21 protein-coding genes and 2 pseudogenes are annotated in these 21,605 nt (G+C 58.2%); 9 read left to right on the forward strand and 14 right to left on the reverse strand.

Going from position 1 to position 21,605, the window contains the following annotated elements; all coding sequences use genetic code 11:
• Positions 1-21: 21 nt before the first annotated feature.
• Together PMI30_RS32040 and PMI30_RS32045 are read right to left on the reverse strand one after the other, a co-directional pair.
• Complete coding sequence (locus PMI30_RS32040; RefSeq protein WP_443216279.1) at positions 22-789, reverse strand: methyl-accepting chemotaxis protein; 768 nt, start codon at positions 787-789, stop codon at positions 22-24.
• Positions 790-876: 87 nt separating this feature from the next.
• Positions 877-1,977: pseudogene (locus tag PMI30_RS32045) on the reverse strand (HAMP domain-containing protein); the annotation flags it as partial.
• A gap of 399 nt (positions 1,978-2,376) precedes the next feature.
• Here PMI30_RS32045 and PMI30_RS25555 point away from each other — a divergent pair.
• Together PMI30_RS25555 and PMI30_RS25550 are read left to right on the forward strand one after the other, a co-directional pair.
• Positions 2,377-2,937 (forward strand): YSC84-related protein, encoded by a 561-nt coding sequence (locus tag PMI30_RS25555; RefSeq protein ID WP_008006232.1) that lies wholly within the window; start codon positions 2,377-2,379, stop codon positions 2,935-2,937.
• Between the two features lie 234 nt (positions 2,938-3,171).
• Positions 3,172-3,690, forward strand: coding sequence for a cysteine hydrolase family protein (locus tag PMI30_RS25550; protein WP_008006234.1), 519 nt, complete (start codon positions 3,172-3,174; stop codon positions 3,688-3,690).
• Positions 3,691-3,798: 108 nt separating this feature from the next.
• Here PMI30_RS25550 and PMI30_RS25545 read toward each other — a convergent pair whose 3' ends face one another.
• A complete protein-coding gene (locus PMI30_RS25545; RefSeq protein ID WP_008006236.1) occupies positions 3,799-4,143 on the reverse strand; it encodes a cupin domain-containing protein in 345 nt (114 codons plus the stop codon).
• A gap of 232 nt (positions 4,144-4,375) precedes the next feature.
• On the opposite strand from PMI30_RS25545, the gene PMI30_RS25540 reads away from it, so the two are divergent.
• Positions 4,376-5,440, forward strand: a complete 1,065-nt coding sequence (locus PMI30_RS25540; RefSeq protein WP_008006238.1) for an alpha/beta fold hydrolase — start codon at positions 4,376-4,378, stop codon at positions 5,438-5,440.
• A gap of 77 nt (positions 5,441-5,517) precedes the next feature.
• On the opposite strand, the gene PMI30_RS31650 is transcribed toward PMI30_RS25540, so the two are convergent.
• Together PMI30_RS31650 and PMI30_RS30285 are read right to left on the reverse strand one after the other, a co-directional pair.
• A complete protein-coding gene (locus PMI30_RS31650) occupies positions 5,518-5,817 on the reverse strand; it encodes a hypothetical protein (protein WP_081501232.1) in 300 nt (99 codons plus the stop codon).
• A gap of 277 nt (positions 5,818-6,094) precedes the next feature.
• A pseudogene (locus tag PMI30_RS30285) lies at positions 6,095-6,280 on the reverse strand (topoisomerase DNA-binding C4 zinc finger domain-containing protein); the annotation flags it as partial.
• Between the two features lie 293 nt (positions 6,281-6,573).
• Between PMI30_RS30285 and PMI30_RS25530 the strand changes: the two are divergent.
• Entirely contained in the window at positions 6,574-7,443 is an 870-nt protein-coding gene (locus PMI30_RS25530; RefSeq protein ID WP_008006243.1) for an AraC family transcriptional regulator, read from the forward strand.
• Between the two features lie 60 nt (positions 7,444-7,503).
• On the opposite strand, the gene PMI30_RS0129415 is transcribed toward PMI30_RS25530, so the two are convergent.
• Positions 7,504-8,262 (reverse strand): tetratricopeptide repeat protein, encoded by a 759-nt coding sequence (locus PMI30_RS0129415; RefSeq protein ID WP_032834865.1) that lies wholly within the window; start codon positions 8,260-8,262, stop codon positions 7,504-7,506.
• 354 nt (positions 8,263-8,616) lie between these two features.
• Between PMI30_RS0129415 and PMI30_RS30290 the strand changes: the two genes are divergently transcribed.
• Positions 8,617-8,994, forward strand: coding sequence for a c-type cytochrome (locus PMI30_RS30290; protein ID WP_081501233.1), 378 nt, complete (start codon positions 8,617-8,619; stop codon positions 8,992-8,994).
• Positions 8,995-9,150: 156 nt separating this feature from the next.
• On the opposite strand, the gene PMI30_RS30295 is transcribed toward PMI30_RS30290, so the two are convergent.
• From PMI30_RS30295 to PMI30_RS25510, 5 genes are all read right to left on the reverse strand, one after another.
• Positions 9,151-9,633 carry a GNAT family N-acetyltransferase gene (locus PMI30_RS30295; protein WP_081501234.1) on the reverse strand — a complete coding sequence of 161 codons (483 nt, stop codon included), beginning with the start codon at positions 9,631-9,633 and terminating at the stop codon, positions 9,151-9,153.
• Positions 9,634-9,910: 277 nt separating this feature from the next.
• Positions 9,911-10,417 carry a hypothetical protein gene (locus tag PMI30_RS0129425; protein ID WP_008006251.1) on the reverse strand — a complete coding sequence of 169 codons (507 nt, stop codon included), beginning with the start codon at positions 10,415-10,417 and terminating at the stop codon, positions 9,911-9,913.
• Positions 10,418-10,550: 133 nt separating this feature from the next.
• On the reverse strand, positions 10,551-11,009 hold the full coding sequence (locus PMI30_RS25520; protein WP_008006253.1) for a metallophosphoesterase family protein: 459 nt from the start codon (positions 11,007-11,009) through the stop codon (positions 10,551-10,553).
• Between the two features lie 106 nt (positions 11,010-11,115).
• On the reverse strand, positions 11,116-12,831 hold the full coding sequence (locus PMI30_RS25515) for an amidase (RefSeq protein ID WP_032834868.1): 1,716 nt from the start codon (positions 12,829-12,831) through the stop codon (positions 11,116-11,118).
• 218 nt (positions 12,832-13,049) lie between these two features.
• Positions 13,050-13,937 carry a LysR family transcriptional regulator gene (locus tag PMI30_RS25510; protein WP_008006258.1) on the reverse strand — a complete coding sequence of 296 codons (888 nt, stop codon included), beginning with the start codon at positions 13,935-13,937 and terminating at the stop codon, positions 13,050-13,052.
• Positions 13,938-14,039: 102 nt separating this feature from the next.
• Between PMI30_RS25510 and PMI30_RS25505 the strand changes: the two genes are divergently transcribed.
• Together PMI30_RS25505 and PMI30_RS25500 are read left to right on the forward strand one after the other, a co-directional pair.
• Positions 14,040-15,110 (forward strand): alkene reductase, encoded by a 1,071-nt coding sequence (locus PMI30_RS25505; RefSeq protein ID WP_008006260.1) that lies wholly within the window; start codon positions 14,040-14,042, stop codon positions 15,108-15,110.
• Positions 15,111-15,161: 51 nt separating this feature from the next.
• Positions 15,162-15,746: an isochorismatase family protein gene (locus tag PMI30_RS25500; protein ID WP_007904567.1), complete on the forward strand. Its 585-nt coding sequence runs from the start codon at positions 15,162-15,164 to the stop codon at positions 15,744-15,746.
• A 149-nt stretch (positions 15,747-15,895) separates the two neighbouring features.
• Here PMI30_RS25500 and PMI30_RS25495 read toward each other — a convergent pair whose 3' ends face one another.
• The gene (locus PMI30_RS25495; protein WP_007904576.1) at positions 15,896-17,797 is read right to left on the reverse strand and encodes a potassium transporter Kup; all 1,902 of its coding nucleotides are present in this window, start codon (positions 17,795-17,797) and stop codon (positions 15,896-15,898) included.
• A 275-nt stretch (positions 17,798-18,072) separates the two neighbouring features.
• The gene (locus PMI30_RS25490; protein ID WP_008006263.1) at positions 18,073-18,693 is read right to left on the reverse strand and encodes a cell wall hydrolase; all 621 of its coding nucleotides are present in this window, start codon (positions 18,691-18,693) and stop codon (positions 18,073-18,075) included.
• A 190-nt stretch (positions 18,694-18,883) separates the two neighbouring features.
• Here PMI30_RS25490 and PMI30_RS25485 point away from each other — a divergent pair, with 190 nt between their 5' ends.
• Together PMI30_RS25485 and chrA are read left to right on the forward strand one after the other, a co-directional pair.
• Entirely contained in the window at positions 18,884-19,735 is an 852-nt protein-coding gene (locus PMI30_RS25485; RefSeq protein WP_008006264.1) for a CAP domain-containing protein, read from the forward strand.
• Between the two features lie 35 nt (positions 19,736-19,770).
• Complete coding sequence (chrA, locus tag PMI30_RS25480) at positions 19,771-21,129, forward strand: chromate efflux transporter (protein ID WP_008006266.1); 1,359 nt, start codon at positions 19,771-19,773, stop codon at positions 21,127-21,129.
• A gap of 15 nt (positions 21,130-21,144) precedes the next feature.
• Here chrA and PMI30_RS25475 read toward each other — a convergent pair whose 3' ends face one another.
• A complete protein-coding gene (locus PMI30_RS25475; protein ID WP_008006268.1) occupies positions 21,145-21,543 on the reverse strand; it encodes a DUF5329 domain-containing protein in 399 nt (132 codons plus the stop codon).
• Positions 21,544-21,605: the final 62 nt, after the last annotated feature.

Consider the following 21,605-nt stretch of genomic DNA (forward strand, 5'->3'; position numbering starts at 1 on the left):
CAGGCAGCTATCGGCCTGCCTCTACGACTTGAAGCGCCCCACCAGCCCGTTCAGTTCATTCGAGAGGTGCGAAAGCCGGCCCGAGTCTTCTTGCGCAGAGTTGGCCAGGCTTTCGACCAATCGCGCCTCGTCGTAGATCTGCTGGATATGCCGATTGATCTCTTCGGCCACGCTGTGCTGCTCTTCCGCCGCCGCCGATATCTGCAGGTTCTGATCCCTGATTTCATTGACCGACAACTGGATGCCTTCAAAGCTGTCACGTGCGCTCTCGATCGAGGACACACTGGCACGCGACAGGTCCAGGCAACTTTCCATCTTCTGCGAAACTTCCTGGGTCTTGTTGCCGAGCGTGTTGAGCAACTGGTCGATTTCCCCGGTGGAGTCGGACGTGCGCTTGGCCAAGGCCCTGACCTCATCCGCGACCACGGCAAAACCCCGGCCCTGGTCACCCGCCCTGGCAGCTTCGATCGCTGCGTTCAGCGCCAGCAGATTGGTCTGCTCGGCGATGGCGCGGATGGTGCCCAGAATCTGGTTGATGCTGCGGCTGCCTTCTTCCAGTTCCACCATGGCCTGGGAAGACTCGGTCAAGCGACGACCCAGGCGGTTGACGTTCTGGGTGGTCAACTCGATCTGCTGTTTGCCTTCGGCCACACGGTGGTGTCCGTTCTCGGCGGAGTCGGCTGCGGTGCTACACGAACGGGCCACTTCGTTGGCGGTAGCGACCATTTCGTTGAATGCAGTGGACACCAACTCCACCGCTTCACGCTGACGACCGGCCGCCTGGTTCATGTTGTTGGCCACCTCGCTGTTGACGCGTGAGGCATCCTGCAGGTTGGTCGATGCGGCGCCGATGCGTTGTATCAACTGGCGGATCGCGGCGAGAAACTTGTTGAACCAGCCTGCCAGCTCTGCGGTTTCGTCCTTGCCCTGCACTTCGAGATCGCGGCGCAGATCGCCCTCGCCCTCGGCAATCGATTGCAACCCCGTGCTGACCTGGCCGATAGGCTTGACGATCACCTTGGCGAACGCGGCGGCGAGCAGCGCAAAGAGCAGCACCAGCACAGCCACGATCACCGTCGTCAGGTAGGTCATGCGAGTGGCCGCGCCCATGACTTCGCCATACTCGATCAAACCGACGTAGCGCCAGCCAAGGCCGGGCGATGTCCAGATATTGGCCATGTACCTGACCCCGTTGATTTGCACCTCGGTGGAACCCTGCGTGGTGGCAGCCAATTTGGCATATGGCTCGCCCAGGTCCTTGAGCTGCTTGAAGCTGTGCCCGGCTTCACGCGGGTCGACCAGCACGGTGCCGTCCTCGATCAGCATCACGTAGCCGCTTTCACCGAGCTTGATGCTCTTGACCAGTTCGGTGAGGTTTTTCAGCGAAACGCTCACGACCAATACACCCTTGGCATTACCAGCGTCGTCGAGCAATGCCCTGGCGCTACCGACCAGCGCCACAGCGTCCTTGTCATAGTAGTAAGCGGGGGTTCGCACCGTTTTGCCGGGGCTGGCCATGGCGGCTTTGTACCAGGGGCGCAAACGCGGGTCGTAGTTCGCCAGCTGCGGGTCGTCCGGCCATTTGGCGTAGCTGCCATCTTCCAGGCCGATGGAAAGGATTGCGGCGGCCGGATGCATCGCGCCATAACGCGCGAACGCATCGATGACATGCCGGGCGGCCGGTGGCAGAGGCTGGCTGGCAGCATCGGCGGCCTGATAGTGCTTGAGACTTGAAACAGATGTGTATACAGGATCAGTGGCCATTTGATCGACGTTTTGCTGCGTGCCGTCGAAAAACTGCCGCATATTGCCGTCGATCTGACGTATTTCACGGGTGCTGCCATCGAGAAACTGATCGACCGCTTGAGCCCGTATATTCAGCACCGATATCACAGCCACCAGGCTCACCGGAATGAAGGCGACCAATACGAAGGCAAGGACGAGCTTGTTTTTTATTTTCATTATGATGATCACCATCCGAGGAAGTGAGGGACAAATAGCCGAATCACACGGATTAATGGCGATTTGTTGTTTAGTCTGTCTCGGCCGATTTGGTTAAATCTTTACCGCCACTTCGTGCACAATAAAAGTAAAAATTGCTCCCAATGCCATCGCTAATCAAAAGGCGTCTATCTTCATGCCGCAGCTTTTGTTTCGGCCATCCCAGCCTCTGACGACGAACCCGGCCAATACACAGAGGTCAAAGCAAGTGATGACATCGCCAATGATCAAAGGCCTCTGGCCTGCTTCATTCAAGGGCGAAGCCAGTAGCTCACACACTTTAGGGTGCGCTGGATAATTTCAGCAGGCTCGGATTTCTGCCGAGGGCAGGTGCTGACTGCCTCACATCCAATGCTCCCGTATCGGAGTACTAAAATGACTCAGTCAATGCGGTTCTTCCTATCGATTGTCCTTGCGACAGCTTCGCTGGCATCGGCCAGCTTCCTGAACACTGCAGGTGCGGCAACCGCCGAGGATCTGAATGTCGACTCTCGGCAAGCGTTACAAACTCTCTACAAGTCCACGCCATCTGCCGAAAGCATTTCGCACAACGCCAAAGCGATTCTTGTCTTCCCGAAAATCATCAAGGCGGGCCTTGTGTTTGGCGGCAGCTATGGTGAAGGCGTGTTGTTTAAGGGCAAGACAGTAGAGAATTATTACAACTCCGTAACCGGGTCCTGGGGGCTGCAAGCAGGCGCCCAGTCGTATGGCTATGCGGTTTTCCTGATGACCGACAAAGCCGTGGACTATGTGCGTAAAACCAAGGGTTGGGAAATCGGCGTAGGCCCTACCGTTGTAATGGTTGATGAAGGGGTGGCGAAGAATCTGTCCAGCACGACAGTGAAGCACGATGCCTACGCGTTCATTTTCGACCAGCAGGGGTTAATGGCCGGGATCAGCATCGAAGGAACCAAGATTTCCCTGATCAAGCGCTAAAACAGGTCGTTTGGCGCACGGATGCGCCCCCTTGCCAACCAGGTACCGTGCAGATACTGTCAGCTCTATGAATCAGCCACGCATTGCCTCGACCACCACTACCACGACCGCCCGAGGCGGGTCGTGAGAGGTGCCGTGAGCCAATAACGCACGAACTTCAAAAGGCCCGCCAGTGATGGATAGGGCCTTTTCTTTTGCCCTTGCGTCGCTGGTCCAAACGCAAGGAAAAGCACCATGTATGCACTGTTGATTCTCGATATGCAGGTTGGATTGTTTCATGGCCCGGATAAGCCATGGGCTGGCGACGCGTTGCTAGACACCTTGAATAGCCTGTTGAGCAAAGCCCGGAAAGCAGGCGCGCCAGTTTTTCTTGCTCGCCACGTAGGTCCCCCGGGCTCGCCTATCGAACCTGCAAGCCCGTTGACGCAACTGGTGCAGGAACTGCGGCTACAAGGAGACGAAGTGATCTTCGAAAAAATCCGACCCAGCGCTTTCGCCATGACTGACCTGGCCGATCGGCTAAAAGCGTGTGGATCTCAAGGCGTGGTTATTGCCGGAATGAAGACCCAGTATTGTGTCGACAGCACCTGCCGCGCCGCACGAGATCTTGGGTTCGATGCAGTGTTGATCGCCGATGGTCATACCTGCACCGACACCCCTGCCTTGAAGGCCGAAAATATCGTCGCTCATCACAATGCAACCCTGGCGGGCCCATTCTGTCGTGTCGTTCACGCTGAACATTGGCACTTCTAACCGACATTGATAGATCGGCTCAAGACTGAGTCGATCCGTCCTTCCGTCGGCGTCGTTTCCGGCTGAGCCACGTGTCAGGCCCGATCATGTTTGATATCGGGTCTGAGCCTACTCATGCCTGACAATATCAACCGAGATCTCCACCGCCGGAACCGTTCCTCTGTTCTCAAGCCAGTGTGTGGTGTTCCTGTCCTCGGGCCAGCCCACTCCAGGCCCATAGTCCGTGGCGACTCCATTTCGATGGTCAGTGATCGTTCCTTGCAGTATGTAGACGGTGCCTGGCCTGTCTTTATGGTTGTGAGTCGGCCCGAAGACGCCTCCAGGCTCGATGGTCACCATACGCATTCTAAGTTGGCGCCCTGCCATGCCCTCGATCTCAGGTCCAAGGTCAACCGTTGCAAGTAACTTCACCGCAACACCTTTCGTGTCAGGTGCCACCTGTTCGTTGCTCATGGTGCTTTCCTCTCTGTGCATACAGGGCCTGACTAGAAGTAAACACCCTAAATGGCGGGATAGCTCGTTGGCGCGGTGTATCGCAGTGTGTCTGGATGACATCCCGGTACATAAGTTTTCATCTGGCATCCGATTCGACACAAACCAGATACGTCGCCGCGCTCAAATGCAGCCAGGTTTGAAGGGGATCAGCCAGCCCCCCTGGCCAACGGCTTGCAACGGAGACATCACCATGAAGATGGCACTGCAGAACAAAACCGGCACAACTCGCCGCCGTCTGGTCGGCTCGTCGATCCTCGCGTTCACCCTGTTCAGCGCTCTCGGTGCGGCCCACGCACAAACGAGCGCAGCTGTGCCGCCAGACGCGATCAGTGCCGGCGCCACTCATGCGGCACCCTCCCCGTTCGGCCCGCTGAAGCATGTCAGTGCCGGGCTGTTGAACGTGGCCTACGCCGAAACAGGCCCGGCCGATGGGCCGGTAGTCATTCTTCTGCACGGCTGGCCGTACGACATTCACAGCTATGACGAGGTCGCGCCATTGCTTGCAGCACAGGGCTATCGAGTGCTGATGCCGTATGCGCGTGGCTACGGTGATACGCATTTTCTGTCCGGGAAAACTGTTCGCAATGGTCAACCAGCCGCGCTGGCTAGTGACGTCATCGATTTTATGGATGCGCTGAAGATCAAACAGGCCGTGCTCGGTGGCTATGACTGGGGCGCGCGTTCGGCCGACATCGTCTCGGCGTTGTGGCCAGAACGGGTCAAGGCGCTGGTCTCGGTCAGCGGCTATCTGATCGGCAACCAGGCGGCCGGCAAGAACCCGCTGCCACCCAAGGCCGAGTTGCAATGGTGGTATCAGTTTTACTTCGCCACCGACCGCGGTCGCTCCGGGTACGAGAAAAATACCCACGACTTTGCCAAGCTGATATGGCAACTGGCGTCGCCGAAATGGGCGTTCGATGACGCCACTTTCGACCGCAGCGCCAAGGCTCTGGAGAACCCCGACCACGTCGACATCACCGTATTCAACTACCGCTGGCGCCTGGGGCTGGTTCAAGGTGAAAGCCAATACGAAGCGCTAGAGCAGAAACTGGCTACGGCGCCTTCCATTAGCGTGCCGACCATCACCCTTGAAGGCGACGCCAACGGCGCGCCGCACCCTGCCCCCGAGGATTACGCCAAGCGCTTCACCGGCAAATATGAGTTCCGGCTGATCAGCGGCGGCATTGGCCACAACCTGCCGCAGGAAGATCCGCAGGCATTCGCCAAGGCTGTGATTGATGCGGACCATCTTTGAATCCGGTCTGACGTCCGTGCACGTCCCCCGATAAGCACCATCACAACAACGGCTCGTTCCATTTAACGAGCCGTTTTCTAATTTTTGCACTCCGCCATCACCACTTCACAGGTACTCGGCGTGCCACCGGAGCGGCCGGCATAGCGTATGCAGTTAGCCATGGATTTTTCGCGAGCCATGTTCAAGGTGGAGCCCCAAGCCAGGCCACCCTCGCCGGAAGTGGGTAGCGCTTTTGCATAGCAGTTTGAGCCTGTGTTTGAGGCCGAATAGTGAGCCGTGGCAGCTTTGCCTGCACATCCCGCCGTCAGCACCAGGTTGATGACCAGCAGGGAGAGTAGGCCCCATGACGAGCATTGGCACGCTGTTGTTCCGGTCATCCCGTTTCCCCTGTAGCAAGAGGCGTGAGGCATGTTTGTGCTCGCGTATTACTCAGATTAGACGGTGTTGCGCCTGCCCTTGGCTCCGTTCAGCGGACTGATTTGCGCTGGCCCTGACAATAGCGATTGTTCTCGATGCCTGGCAGATACCGAGCCCAAGGTACTCATGGCGTTCAAGCACAACGAGGCTTTCTCGTTCCAGGCCGCTTTTGCCGGGGAACGGATGATCAGTCAGTTGCTTTCATTCGCGGCTTCAAAGGACAAAGTGCCTGGAGGACTAATCCAAATCCTGTTTCGCTCGACATTTGGGGTAGGCGCTGCAGCCCCAGAATCGCTCTCCTGCTCTATCGCCGGTCTTACGGATACGAATTTCGAAAGCACTTCCACAACGCGGGCAACTGCGTTTCGCGAAAGGATCGTTTCGCTGTTTCAGGCGTTGTACATGCTCGTAGTGGGTAGCAGCCATATCAGAATGTCGAACAACGGCTGGAGCATCACAAAAATATTCATCGCTTCCTTTGCGTGGCGAAGGTGAGTACGCCGGATGAGGCTACGCCTTCACCCTTTTGTGCCTTTCCAGCTTAGGCGAGGTAACGGGTGTCTGCTTTCGGCTCTGGCTGTGTAATCGTGCTCCTACACAATTTGGAAGAATCGCATTGGCCAACCCAAAACGTGCCTTGAGCAAATGCGGCTAGGCGCGTTCACGCCGCTATAGTCGACTCTATTGCCGACCGTACTTCCAGGAGCCTTCTCCCAGTGTCTGACATGCCGACCCACCTCGCTTACACAAAACGCTTCAACGCCGTACTCGCCTACATTGATGCCCATCTCGAAGGTGACCTGTCGGTGAAGACGTTGAGCCATGTGGCGAACTTTTCGGCGTTTCACTTCCATCGACAATTCACCGCGTTCGTAGGAGTGCCCGTCTCACGTTATGTGCAACTGATGCGGCTACGACGCGCGGCACATCGCCTGGCCGCCCCCGCTGATCACTCGGTACTGGACGCCGCACTCGGTGCCGGCTTTGAAAGTCCCGAGGCATTTTGCAGGGCGTTCAGGCGGGCGTTCGGTATGACGCCGAGTGCGTTCAGGAAGGAACCGAACTGGCAGGTCTGGAATACGGTATTCGCAATCCCTCACTTTTCCAGGACTATCATCATGCAAGTACGAATCGTGGAATTCCCTGAAGTCAGGGTAGCAACGCTTGAGCACTGCGGGCCAGCCGGGCTCGTCAATGAGAGCGTGCGCAAGTTCATCGAGTGGCGTATGCAGAGCGGACAGTCGCCGGTGGCATCGAGTCGCAGCTTTGGCATTCCCTATGGCAACCCCGATACGACATCTCCACAAGCATTTCGCTTCGCCATTTGCGGCGAGATTCACGAGGCCGTGGCGCCGAATGAATTCGGCGTGCACGAGATCGTCATTCCTGGCGGTCGCTGCGTCGTGGTGCGACACACGGGGTCACCGGATCACATCGGCGAAACGATCTATCCGATTTACCGCGATTGGCTTCCCGCCAGTGGAGAAGAACTTCGTGACCAGCCGCTGTTCTTTCATTACCTGAGCGTCTATCCCGAGACACCGCAGGATCAATGGCAAACTGATGTGTATGTTCCGCTGCAATAGCAGAGCAAGCAGCTTTCAACCCTGAGCTGACGCGCTCAGGGTTGGCTGCACACCCAAAACTCAACCGTGCACCAGGTAGGCCCCTGACGGAACCCGATGTCGCAGCTTCTTGCATTTGCCCGGTGCAGGCTGATGCCCTGGCGGACGATCAGGAAACCAAATTCGGCATTTGCCCGGAGGTGGCATGTGGCCGCGAGGAATCTCAACCTCACCGTACGCAGGCTCTGGCTCGACATTAACCCTTTGCAATTGTCCTTCGGGCCCGATTCTGCCAGCCGTCGGTGCATCCCGATTTGCCTCTGCGCGAGTGAAGTTGTCAACGTCGCGCCCAGTGTTCTGAGTGGATTGCTCAACAACCGCCATTTCCGCTTCGCGGCGCCTTTGGGTCTCCTCTGCCAACCCCGTCTGCACTGCGACCAGGTCCTCTTTGGCTTTGGGTGGGGTACCCGAAGACTGGGCCTGCTGCGCCGCCTGGATCAATTGGAAGTTGCGGTTGCGCAACTCGACGTTGCGACCCACCCGCATGTTCGAGCGCACCGCCAAGGTTTCAGCCTGCTGGTACTGCCCCTGCTGAAGACGCAACACACCGAGGTAATGCAGCGTCGCGGGATTGTTCGGCTGGATATGCAGGGCACGCTCCAGCGTGGCGGCGGCCTGATCCAGTTGGCCATTTTCATACTGCCGCGAGGCGGTTTCGATCAGGGTCGTTGATGCGCTGTTGCTTTGCGCGGGCGCTCTTCGATCGGCAGCAAACGAACAAAGCGACGCGACGGCGCAGAACACCAGGATGAGACCCGGCAGAAAACTCTTGGTTGGCATCAGGGGGCGGACTCGACTGAATTCGGATGGCACGGCCGTAAAACAAGACCACAGCGCTGCTCGGCAATTCCGATGCCGGGCCGCTATGGACCTGGCCAGTACCCTGAAGTTCCTGCGGCAACGGCCGTCGCAACCAGCATCATTTTTCACCGTCCCAACGTCTGAGCATGAGCTATTGCTGCACTTCGCGCAGAGCAGAAAACGGCCAGTAGCGGTCACCGGGATGCGTCTGGAAAACGAGTTGATTCAATGGGCATCAGAAATGACTGTGTATGCCGACACGATGGCTGATATCTTTCCCGCGCAAAAAATCGCACCCAGTCGACGCAGATCCCATCAAGGAAGATAAAAGCAATGAAAACATTATTCATCGTTTCGCTAGGAATTTTATCGCTAGTTCAAACATCACTATCCTTCGCGGATAATGTTAATGGAAAAAATCTCTATTTACAGCGATGCGCCATGTGCCACGGAATAGATCTCAAAGCAACAGGACCATTGGCCAATAAAAGCAATCCTCCTACACCTGACCTAACAACATCCGCTTTCAAAAAACGATTAAATGATTATCCGGGCGTAATTGTCTCATCGATAATACTTCGTCCAAATGGAGACTTGATTCCAAAAACTTTGCGAGAGAATGGTGTAAAGCTATCGCCGTACTCATGGAGGATTAAAGATCTGCGCGATTTAAATCAGTACATGGGTGGTGTGATTTCAAAAAGTCGATGATTTTTGAGATGAGAGGTAGGCACAGAAATCTAAAAGCCATTTCAGGTTTGAGGGCTTGTAGGGGCAATGCCGGTGAGCCAGTCGACCTCTCGCGGGCACAGGGCAAGTAACGGCCCAGAGTGTGTAAAAACGTACGTCGAGGTGCATCACATCCAACTAGTAAACTGGGCCAACCGGCGGAACGCTCTGACGAACATAATAATTGTCGAATTCACTGCTTTCGACGAATTGGAAGCCATGGCGGGTATAAAAGCGATTCGAAGCGCTTTCTTTGAGAGCGCCAACTTTAATAGGGAGCGCAGCTGCATCCGCCTCTTTGAAAATCTGAGTGAGAACAGCAGAGCCTATTCCTGATCCTTGCGCGCCCGGTCTCACATACAAGTGGTCGAGCAAGAGTTCATTGTGGTGATGCTTGACCACTACAAAACCAACCCTCTCTCCAGATACCTCGATGTAGCGTGTGTTGTGGGCTTCAAAACCACCAAGAAACCGCTCGCGCGCGCGCACTGGATCAAATCGCCCAACACGCTCCAGACTTTCGCGCATAGCCTCAATTCGAATGGCTACAAGATTGTCCAAGTCGCTTTGTTGAGCCAGGACCAAAATGACTGGGGAGTTTTGATTGGGTATGACGGGCATATTTTGCGCTCTAACTACCATCCTGGGATGGCCAGTATAGAGAGCCTGATATGTGGTTCCCAGCATGGCTTCGCCATCGGTGACGCGGCAAAAAAACCAATACATTTGCCCGGCCGGAGAGGCGCTGATCTGGCGCTATTCCAACGTTGAAAAAATGCCTGAGGCTGCATCATTTCTGCATCATTTCTGCATCATTTCTGCATCCCTGCACAACCTGTGAGGATGACGGAGCAGGCGATCAGTGCGGGCCAGCGAGTATTCATGATAAGCATCCTTGTCAGTCGAGCAGATGAGCGTTGAGGTCAGGGCGATAGACCTGCAACAGCGGCGCGGTCACGATGCCTTGTAGCGAGCAGAACACGGTGGTGTGTCTCGCGAGTGGCGGTGTCGTATCGCCCGTGTCGACGATCAGCACTCGGTCTATGAAACCAAACGGCGTGGCGACGCCGGGGCCGGTCAGTTCTTCGGTGCGCCATTGACCAATCGGGTCACCGACGCGGCGAATTTCGGCGCGGGTAATGGCTTTGCCCTGACTGACAAAGCGTGCGTTGTCAACGATCAGCGGCTTGAGCTTTGCGGCCACCTCTTGCGGCAAGCCATCGGCTACGAAACCCCAGAACAGAAAATTGCCGACGTTCTTGATGGTTTGGGCCTGGTTGTAATAGCCGACCATAAGCACGCCGTTAACGATCAGGGGCGTTTCGAAGTGTTGGTAAGTACCACCTTCCTGCAGCGGACTCATGATGGTCGGTGCCTTGACCGAGCCGTAGTCACTCAGGCGCAAGGTACCTGCTGGCAGGCGGGCATCGCGCAGGCTCTCGAAGAAATGCGCATCGCAACGAGAGAATTCAGTCAGCAGTGTTCGGGCGTGGTGACGGTCTGGGCTTGGGCAGTGCTTTAAGCCCCTCCAAGAAATGTCACTCCAGCAGCGAGACCAGGCGCGGCTCAATCGAGCACGTAAGCACCTCGAGTAGAGCCAGCGTCACCGGTAGTTTGAAGCGCCGCCGGCCAGCGCTGCCCGGGTTGAGGTATAGCCGTTCGCCGCGCCATTCCATGCGTGGCTTATGCGAATGGCCGGTGATCACCAGCCTGATGCCTGCATCAAGCTCGGCTGGGACATCGGCAATGTCATGTACCAGCAAGGTCTGCCATCCATTCAGGTCGAAACATAGTCGGTCGGCGAGATTTTCTGCCCAAGGGGCGTCCAGATCATTGTTCCCGCGTACTACATGCAACGGGGCAATTGACGCCAGTTGATCAAGGATTTCGAGCTTGCCGATGTCGCCGGCGTGAATGATCCATTCACAACCCTCCAGGGCAGCAAGGGCTTCGGCGCGCAGCAAGCCATGGGTATCTGAGATCACGCCAACTTTCATGCAAAGCTCCAGACCGGGCTCATAGCAGCCTCAGGCAGAATCGACCGCAGACTATTTTTGCGAGCAATGGTGTTGAGTACGGCCAGATTGCTCTGGCCTGCTCTTCCTATTTCTGGCCACCGGACAATGGTGGGGTTCGAGGCGGAATCAATCGCTTCATCCCCGTCGACTCAAACGCCGAAGCCAGGCGCAGCAGCGTCGAATCGTCATAGGCACGACCGGCGAATGTCAGCCCGACGGGCATGCCGATGTCCGCCATGACGCCCATCGGCACCGTGACTGTGGGAACACCCAGATGGCGGATGGCGAGGTTGCCGTTGGCGACCCAGACACCGTTACTCCATGCGATGTCTGCAGACTTCGGATCGACATCGGCATTCGCCGGCCCAACGTCGGCCACCGTCGGGAAGATCACTGCGTCGAGCCCCAACCGATCCATCCAGTCCTCAAGATCGATTCGGCGCGTCTGCTCAAGGCCGCGTAATCCGTCAGGCACCGTGGTGATCTGGTCCCAAGGGGTGATGCCGCGCTCGGCCATCCGCACATATTCATCCATGCCAGCGGCAAGGTCGCCCTCACGGTTGGGCAGCGTCCCCGGGTCGTGCGGAAAAATCAGTGGCCCGTTCACATCGACCAGGCGATTGAGTTTTGGATCGCCGTTGGCCTGCAGAAAATCGTCGAACGCCCAGGCCGTCAGATCCCACAACTCATGGTGAAGGAACTCTTTGGAAACCAGGCCGCGGTTATACACCGTCGGTGCCCCGGGACGATCGCCCTCGCAATTGGAGACCAGCGGGAAATCGACCTCGATCACTTCGGCACCAAAGGTTTCGAGTGCTTTGCGAGCCTCTTCCCAGAGCCCGATAACCGAGGGACGGGTGTTGATTCGCTGGCCCGTCGGACCGCCGATGCCAGGCGCATCGCTCGTGCCCGCCTCGGGATCCGCGTTGATGTACATACGAGGAACGCCGAAGCGTTTTCCGGCGAGAGCATCAGTATTCGCGGCAAGCGACCCATAGGAAGCGGGACGCACCGAGGCGACACTCGGGATGGGTACCCAAGGTTGCATCCGCCACAGATCGCCTCGTGTGTCGGGATCGTCCGCCACCACCACGTCGAGCACTTCGAGCAGGTCGGCCATGGTTCTGGCAAACGGCACGACAACGTCCATGGTCGGCGTCAACGGCCAGTTCCCGCGCACCGAGATCACGCCGCGCGAAGGCGTATAGGCACACAAACCATTGTTCGACGCCGGGCCACGTCCGCTCGACCAGGTTTCTTCGGCGAGGCCGAATGCCGCGAAGCTGGCGGCGGTTGCAGTACCGGCGCCGTTCGATGAGCCCGAGGCGAAGGGTGCGGTGAGATAGTCAGCGTTGTACGGGCTCTCGGCCCGGCCATACACCCCGCGCTGCATACCGCCGTTGGCCATGGGCGGCATATTGGTCTTGCCCAGGCAAATTGCGCCGGCGGCACGAAGCCGTTCGATGGTGAACGCATCGCGATAAGCGATCAGGTTCGCAAACGCGGGACTTCCAGAAGCGGCGGTAAGCCCCTTCACCAGATAACTGTCCTTGGCCGTATAGGGAATGCCATCGAGCGGCCCCAGCGATTCGCCCTTGGCCCGACGGGCATCGGACGCCTGAGCTTCCTTGAGCGCATCGGGGTTGCGAACCACCACCGCGTTGAGGGCGGTGGGCGTGTCGGGGCCGTCGTAGGCATCGATCCTGGCAAGATAGGCCTGGACCAGTTCAACCGCCGTCGTCTGGCCCGATTCGAGCGCAGCACGCAGTTGGCCAATGGAAACCTCGGTGACCTCAATCATGCTGTTACCGCCGGCTGCTGATGGGTGGCTGGAACTTGGGCTCAAAGACATCACTTATCTCAAAATGGGTTTTCATATGGGTTCTCGTTGCACTGCATTAGCGCGGTCGATTACTCACAATACGTGCTTAACATGCGATCAATAGGCGGTGAGTACGTTGTACCCGTGATTTTGCACAAGATTAGAGAAAGAGCCCACTCCATGAACAGCCCGGAACGCTACGCATCCTGAAGCCGCTCACGCAGAAACTCGATAAACCGCTGGGTTTTCGCCGGCAACAGCCGCGTTTCGGTGAGGGCGTAAACCGAGACGGGTGAAGCCTGCCACTGCGGCAAGACTCTGCGCAGTGTGCCATCGGCGAGGTCTTGCGCAACGATACCTTCCCCCAATAACGCGATACCCAGATCCAGCGTCGCCAGACGTCGGATCATTCCAACACTGTTGAGTTCGAATCGACCGCCAACCTCAACCTCCATTTCCCCTTCCCCTTCACTGCTGGAGAGTATCCAGCGGTCGGCGCGCGTGCCGCGCATACGCAGGCATTCGTGGTGGGTCAGGTCCGAGGGATGAGTCGGATCACCGTGCAGTTCGAGATAACGGGGTGAGGCGTATAGGCCGCGGCGCAAACTGGCGAGCTTACGGGCAATCAGATTCGAACTCGCGGGCTCGCCCATGCGAATGACCACATCAACCGGCTCACTCACCAGATCGACCTGACGCGGAGTCAGATCAAGCTCGAAGCTGATACCGGGATACAACCGGGAAAACTCCGCAATCAGCGGCGCCAGGTAGATATTGGCGAAATCCACCGGGAGTGAAGCCCGCAGTACACCGCTGGGTCGGGCAAGCATTTCGCCGAGCTGCTCGTGCGCGAGCCGTGCTTCGTCGACGATGCGTTTGCAGCGATCGAAGTACAACTGCCCCGCCTCGGTCAGCTCGATTTTGCGCGTGGTGCGATGCAAAAGCCTTAGCCCGATTTCCTTTTCAAGGCCACTTATCCGGCGCGACAGCGTCGAGTTCGGCATCCCCATCGCCTCCGCCGCCCGGCGGAAACTGCGCGCCTTCACGACTTCGACGAACAACGCCATGTCGTTGAGAAACTCCAATGTCATTGCTCCATCAGTGGATCAGTTATTTCAGTTTTACCCGGTTTATCCCGGATTCGGATTGATCAATGATAGCCACATCGTTTACCGAGGAGTACCGCAATGCATTCGCTTTTTTCTCAAGTCCGGATCGGTCGCCTTACACTGTCCAACCGCATGGTCATGGCCCCGATGACTCGCTCGCGTTCTGATGATTTCGGGGTGCCTACCGAGCTGGTCCCGACCTACTACGCGCAGCGCGCCGGTGCCGGCTTGATCATCTCTGAAGGGGTGTTCCCTGTGGCACTTGGCAAGGGTTACGTGCGCACTCCCGGTATCGAAACCGCCGAGCAAGTGGCCGCCTGGAAGCAGGTTTCCGAAGCCGTACATGCTCGCGGCGGACGGATCTTCATGCAGCTGATGCACTGCGGACGCATTTCGCACCCTTCGCTGTTGCCTGGCGGCGCCCTGCCACAGGCCCCCTCCGCGATCAAACCCGCCGGCCAGACCTGGACAGCCACAGGCCTTCAGGACTTCGTCACCCCACATGCGCTGAGCGTGGTCGAGATTGCCGCGGTCATCGAGGGCTACCGTCAGGCCGCACGCCTGGCCATCGAGGCCGGTTTCGACGGTGTCGAGCTGCATGCCGCTTCGGGGTATCTGCCTGAACAGTTTCTCTCGACGAGCAGCAATCAGCGCACGGATGAGTACGGTGGATCGGTTGAAAACCGTGCTCGCTTTGTACTGGAGGTGTTGAACGCCATGGCGACGGAAATTGGCAGTGATCGCGTCGGCATCAAGCTCTCCCCAGAAATGAACTTCAACGACATCGTCGATGCCAACCCGCAAGAGACCTACACCTGGCTGGTCGAGCAATTGCGCGGGCTGAATCTCGCTTATCTGCACGTAGCCCTGTTCGGCGCCAGCGTCGACTACCACGCCTTGCTGCGCCCACTGTTCGATGGCAGCTACCTGATCGGTGGCGGACTCGACCAAAACGCCGCCGAGTCCCTGATCGCTGAGGGTCAGGCTAACGCGGTGGTGTTTGGCAACGCATTCCTCGCCAACCCCGACCTGCCCGAGCGTTTTCGCACAGGCGCCGAGCTGAATGTGCCGGACAAAGACACGTTCTACGCACCGGGCGCTCAGGGGTATATCGATTACCCGACCATGAGCCCGGCTCAAAGCGCCTGAGGAAACTGCCACTCCCATGCATGCCCCAACCTTACTGCCAGGAGAATCATCATGACGTACGAAAAATTCAGTGCCGACAATGCCGCCCTGCTGTTGATCGATCACCAGGTGGGGACGATGGGGTGGGTGAAATCCATTCCATTCGAAGAGCTGAAACGCAATGCGCTGATGCTCGCAAAAGCGGCCAGCATTCTGAAGCTTCCGGTGGTCTTGACCTCGAGCATGGAGGAATACGCTCAGGGGCCGCTGCTCAGTGAACTGGAGCAGATCCTGCCCGCCGAATTCGCTTCCCGCGTCAAACGCCTGGGTATCGTCAACGCGATGGACGATGAAAATTTCGCCGCCGCCGTCAAAGCCACGGGCCGTAAAAAGCTCATCATTGCCGGTGTCACCAACGACGTCTGCACGGTGTATCCGGCGCTGAGCCTGGTGCGTGAGGGGTATGACGTTCAGGTGGTGGCCGATGGTGGCGGCTCACCGAGTGTCATGGCCGATGACATCGCGCTGCGGCGGATGGATAAAGGCGGCGTGACGCTGACGACCACCAACCAGCTGATTGCAGAGCTCGCCGGAAGCTGGGCTACGCCGCAAGGTGGGCAGTTGGTGCAAGTGCTGATGGAAGCGCTTCAAGGCTGAAGGGTTGGCGCAAAACCTGTGGGAGCGGCGGTGCGACGATTCGACTTGCTCGCGAAAGCGGTGTGCCAGGCAACATTAATGTCGGCTGACACTCCCTCTTCGCGAGCAAGCCCGCTCCCACAGGGATGTGCGTTGAATGACTGTTGCGTCTACATCTCAACCTGTGTGCCTAGCTCGATCACGCGATTGAGCGGCAACTTGAAGTATTTGAGGTTGCTGTTGGCGTTCTTCAGCAAGAACGCGAACAGGCTTTCGCGCCAACGGGCCATGCCGATACGTTTGGTCGGGATCACAGTCTCACGGCTGAGGAAATACGTGGTGCGCATCGGGCTGAAATCCAGCTCTTTCAAATGGCACAGGCTCAACGCCAGAGGCACGTCGGGCTCCTCGATAAAGCCAAAGTGCAGACTCACTCGAAAGAACCCTTCACCATAAGCCTCGACCTCGAATCGCCGGTCCGCCGCCACGCGCGGGCTGTCTTCAGACACCACGGTAAGCAACACCACCTGCTCGTGCAGTACCTGGTTATGCAACAGGTTATGCAACAGGGCATGAGGGACCGCATCAGCCCTGGCCGTCAGAAATACCGCGGTACCCTGCACACGATGAGGTGGTTGCGAGCCGATGCTGCTGATGAACAACGGCAGCGGCAGCGAGGTTTCGTCCAGTCGCTCGACAATGATCTTTCGGCCCCGTTTCCAGGTGGTCATCAAAATAAACAGGGCAATACCGGCGATCACCGGGAACGCACCGCCCTGGAAGATCTTCGGCGCATTGGCGGCGAAGTACAGGCTGTCCACCATGAGAAAACCCAACAGCATCGGAATAGCCAGCCAACGAGGTGTTTTCCAAAGCAGCAATACAACGGCCGAGGACAGAATGGTGGTAATCAGCATGGTCCCCGTCACCGCCACACCATAAGCCGCTGCCAGCGCACTGGACGATTCAAAGCCGATGACCAGCAACACGACGCCGACCATCAGCGCCCAGTTCACCATGCCGATGTAAATCTGCCCCTGCTCCTGACTGGAGGTGTGCTGGATAAACATACGCGGTACGTAGCCCAACTGAATGGCCTGGCGAGTCAGTGAGAACGCACCGGAAATCACCGCCTGGGAGGCGATGATGGTGGCCAGTGTCGAGAGCGCGACCATCGGCAGCAACGCCCAGTCAGGTGCCAATAGATAGAACGGATTACGTACCGCTTCAGGGTTCCCGAGGATCAGCGCGCCCTGGCCAAAATAGTTGAGTACCAGACCTGGGAGCACCAGGATGAACCAGGCTCGAGCAATGGGTTTGCGACCAAAATGGCCCATATCGGCATACAGTGCTTCGGCACCGGTCAATGCCAACACGACGGCGCCCAGAATGGCGACGCCAATGCCCGGATGAACCACGAAAAATTGCACCGCCCACGCAGGATTCAGCGCTTGCAGAACTTCCGGCCGTTGCAAGATGCCGTAAATGCCAAGTGCACCCAACACCACAAACCACAGCACCATGACCGGGCCGAACAGGATGCCGATACGAGCGGTGCCATGTTTCTGTATCAGGAACAGTGCTACCAGGACGACCACGGACAGCGGAACCACCCAATGCTCAATGCCATCGAACGCAAGCTGCAGCCCTTCAACCGCAGAGAGCACCGAGATGGCCGGGGTGATCATGCTGTCGCCGTAAAAAAGTGCCGCGCCAAACAGGCCAAGCAATACCAGGACCCTGCTCATTTTTGGATACGGCGCCGCGGCCCGACGTGCCAGTGCCGTCAAAGCCATGATGCCCCCTTCGCCCTGGTTGTCGGCACGAAGGATAAACAGCACGTACTTGATCGAGACGACCCAGATCAGTGACCAGAAGATCAGCGACAGAACGCCCAGTACACCGTCGTGATTAGCCTGGACTCCGTAGTGACCGGCGAACACTTCCTTGAGGGTGTAAAGAGGGCTGGTGCCGATATCCCCATAAACCACGCCAACCGCGGCGACGAGCAAACCCACTCCCGAGGTTCTGGAATGGGATTCTTCATGGGCCGGGGTCGCTGTTTCGCTCACGGGTTGCTTCTCGATAAGGAGGAAGGATTGCGATGCCAGTCAGCTAAGCGAAATCCATGTGGGAGCGGGCTTGCTCTCGAAAGCGGTGTGTCAGGCGACATCAATGTTGACTGGGCTACCGTCTTCGCGAGCAAGCCCGCTCCCACAGGTTTCGCAGAAGCATTACAGGCATATTCATGATCAAAAAAACGCGGCAAGTATCGTCGCGAGGGAGAATAACCACCGTAAAGAATCCGTAAAATTGTACGGGTAGCACCCTCCGTCAATGATCACTCCTACTTCGCCGTCCCGCCACGAGGTTTATAGAACAGGAACTTCCGGGTCTCCGCCGTCTTGGCGTATTTCTTCGCCCAGGCGGGTTTCACCGTTCTGTCGTGGAAATACAAGGCACCATGGGTTCGGTCCTTGAGTTGCTTGTTGAGCGCCTTGCGCGCGATCTCCTTGGCGATGACATACTCGTCGTCTTCCTTTACCTGATCCGCACGTCCGTCGCACCACCACGAAAACTGGCAGGCGCCCGTTTCAGAACCTTGCTTGACCACGGCGCACACCGTATCGGGAAAACCCTCATGGCCGAGCCGGTTCATGACCACGCTGGCGACGGCTTCCATGTCCGCACCGGCCACACCTTTGGATTCCCAATAGATGCTGCGTGCAAGGCAGGTGATTGCATCGTCCAGAGGGGCTGCGCCCGCCGGATCGACCGCCTGCACTTCGGACGGGGTAATGACCTCGGACTTGGGCACCGGAAGTTCGCTGTCCTTCTCGGCGGCTTTCTCTTCCAGGACCTGCGCCTTGTCTTCAGCCACTTCCTGTTTTTGCTCCTGCTCAGTCGCCAACACCTGGCCGCCTAGGAGGATGATTGCGAAGCAGGTGAGTACCCATTTTAATCGCATGATCGATCCTTCCGATGACACTGGCTTGAGCAATGAAACGGCGATGTTGTAGTGCTGACCTGCTGTGATTGTAGTCGTCGCAAGTCATTCCAGCCGCCGGACAATAATCTGCATCTCGATGCGAAAAGGCATTGCATTCGCAGGGGGGAAATCGCGCATCATGAGTGCAGTCCGTCCAAGGGAGATTTTCATGCGCAGCCTGTCATCCATTTTGCATCTTGCCGTGTTGTCATTCGGGCTGGTGTTCAGCGTCGCCGCGTCAGCGGCCGATGAAACGCAGCTGGTCGAGTCGATCAACATTTACCGCAGCCAGGCGCAGCGCTGCGGCGGCCAGGCGTCTTCGGAGTTGCCACCACTGGCGAGCGACCCGCGTCTGGTCCTGTCCGCCAACAGCATCGGCGACTTGCAGCAGGCACTGGCCCGCGCGGCGTATCCGATGGTCAATGTGCAGGCGATCAGCCTGTCCGGCCCGCGTGATGCGCCGTCCGCCATGAAGGCGATTCAGGAGAGCTTCTGCCAAGTGGTGCTGGACCCGCAATTCGTCGACATCGGCGTCAGCCGCGATGGCCGTGAGTGGCGCATTGTGCTGGCGCGTCCGCTGTTGACCGGGCGGTTGGGTGATTGGCAGGCAGAGGGGCAGAAACTGCTTGAAGCGATGAACAGCGCCCGCGCCCAGACGCGCCAGTGCGGCACCCAAGCCTTTACCGCCACGACGCCGCTGGCCTGGAACGCCACACTGGGCTCCGCGGCCGAGACCCACAGCCGGGCCATGGCCAACAATAACTATTTCGATCACAAGGACCGCGACGGCCGCACACCGGGTGATCGGGCTGAACTGGCCGGTTATGCGGGTCAGCAGGTCGGCGAGAACATCGCCGCCGGGCAAGACACCGTGCGCAAGGTGGTCGATGGCTGGCTGGCCAGCCCGGGCCATTGTGCCAACCTGATGAACCCACAATTTCGCGAGCTGGGTGCGGCTTACGCGGTGGACCCGAAGAGTGACGCAGGCATTTACTGGACGGCGATGTTTGGTACGCCGTGAAGGCTTGAATCGACAGTTGAAAAAGGAATCGTGATTTGAATAAAGCCCCCTCCTCGACCGTCGAACAGGAGCTGTCGAAGCCTGAGGCGATCAGCCTGCGAGAAGCCTTCCTGTTCTGGCTGAAGCTCGGCTTCATCAGTTTCGGCGGGCCGGCCGGACAGATTTCGATCATGCACCAGGAGTTGGTGGAGCGCCGACGCTGGATCTCGGAACGGCGTTTTCTGCATGCACTCAACTACTGCATGTTGCTGCCCGGCCCTGAGGCTCAGCAACTGGCAACCTACATCGGTTGGCTGATGCATCGGACGTGGGGCGGCGTGATTGCCGGCGCGCTGTTTGTGCTGCCTTCGCTGTTCATCCTGATCGGGTTGTCGTGGGTGTACATCGCCTTTGGCGAAGTGCCGGTGGTGGCCGGGCTTTTCTATGGGATCAAGCCTGCCGTGACCGCCATTGTGGTGCAGGCGGCCCACCGGATCGGCTCGCGGGCATTGAAGAACAACTGGCTATGGGGAATCGCCGCGGCTTCATTCACGGCCATCTTCGTGTTCAATGTGCCCTTCCCGTTGATTGTGCTGGGCGCCGCGATCATCGGTTATGTCGGTGGACGTCTGGCACCTGAAAGGTTTCGCACCGGGGGCCACAGCGCCGCGAAAAAATCCTTCGGCCCGGCCTTGATCGACGACGACACCCCGCCTCCCGAACACGCTCGTTTCAGCAGTTTTAAATTGCTGCGCCTGTTGCTGGTGGGCGCGGCTTTGTGGGTGTTGCCAATGGGCATTCTCACCGCACTGTTCGGCTGGGAAGGCACCCTCACCCAGATGGCCTGGTTCTTTACCAAGGCCGCGTTGCTGACGTTCGGCGGCGCGTATGCCGTGCTGCCCTATGTGTATCAGGGCGCGGTCGGCCACTATGGCTGGCTGACACCCACGCAGATGATCGATGGCCTGGCGCTCGGCGAAACCACCCCCGGGCCGCTGATCATGGTGGTGGCCTTCGTCGGTTTTGTCGGCGCCTATGTTCAGCAGGTGTTCGGCCCTGATCATGTGTTCCTGGCCGGCGCCCTCGCCGCCACGCTGGTGACCTGGTTCACCTTCCTGCCTTCGTTCCTGTTCATCCTCGCCGGCGGTCCGCTGGTGGAGTCGACGCACAACGAACTCCGGCTCACCGCGCCGCTGACCGCGATTACTGCGGCGGTGGTCGGCGTGATCCTTAATCTGGCGTGTTTCTTCGGCTACCACGTGCTGTGGCCCAACGGTTTTGGCGGCCGACTCGACTGGCCTTCGGCGCTGATCGCCATTGCAGCGGCCATTGCCTTGTTCCGCTTCAAGCGGGGTGTAATCGAGGTGTTGATGGGGTGCGGGCTGATCGGGCTGGCGGTGCATCTACTGCGCTAGCCCATCAAGACGCAATCAATGACGTTGCCGTTGCCTCTGTAGCTCAGTCTTCAGCCAGAGGCTGGCCGGTTGTACCCCCGCCGGACAACGCACTTCATAGGCGCGGCCACTCATACTGCTTTGGGTGGCCGCCAGCTCAATGAAGTCTTCTGCGCTGTTCACCTTGTCCCTCTCTTCGAGATACTCCAGCTTCTTCTCCAGATGCGCCCGGGCCTGAGCACCTGGGTATTCACTCCCGTTGCGCACAAACCGGCACTCGCTGTGCTCGACAAAGTCCAGCAAGCTGTTTATTTCCTGAGTGGCTTGAGGTGGGGTTTGCGCCTGTGCATTGGGCATTATGGCGGTCAGGCCGATACCCGCCGCGATCAGCCATTGGCTGAAATGCCGAGTGAAACGTCCAGGCAGAATTCCCATGGTGATACCTCGCATGACTGACGGCAGATCAGAGCGGTGGTGCCCGCTCTGAAGGCTGGCGG

This window comes from Pseudomonas sp. GM50, assembly GCF_000282375.1.
Taxonomy (GTDB): Bacteria; Pseudomonadota; Gammaproteobacteria; order Pseudomonadales; family Pseudomonadaceae; genus Aquipseudomonas.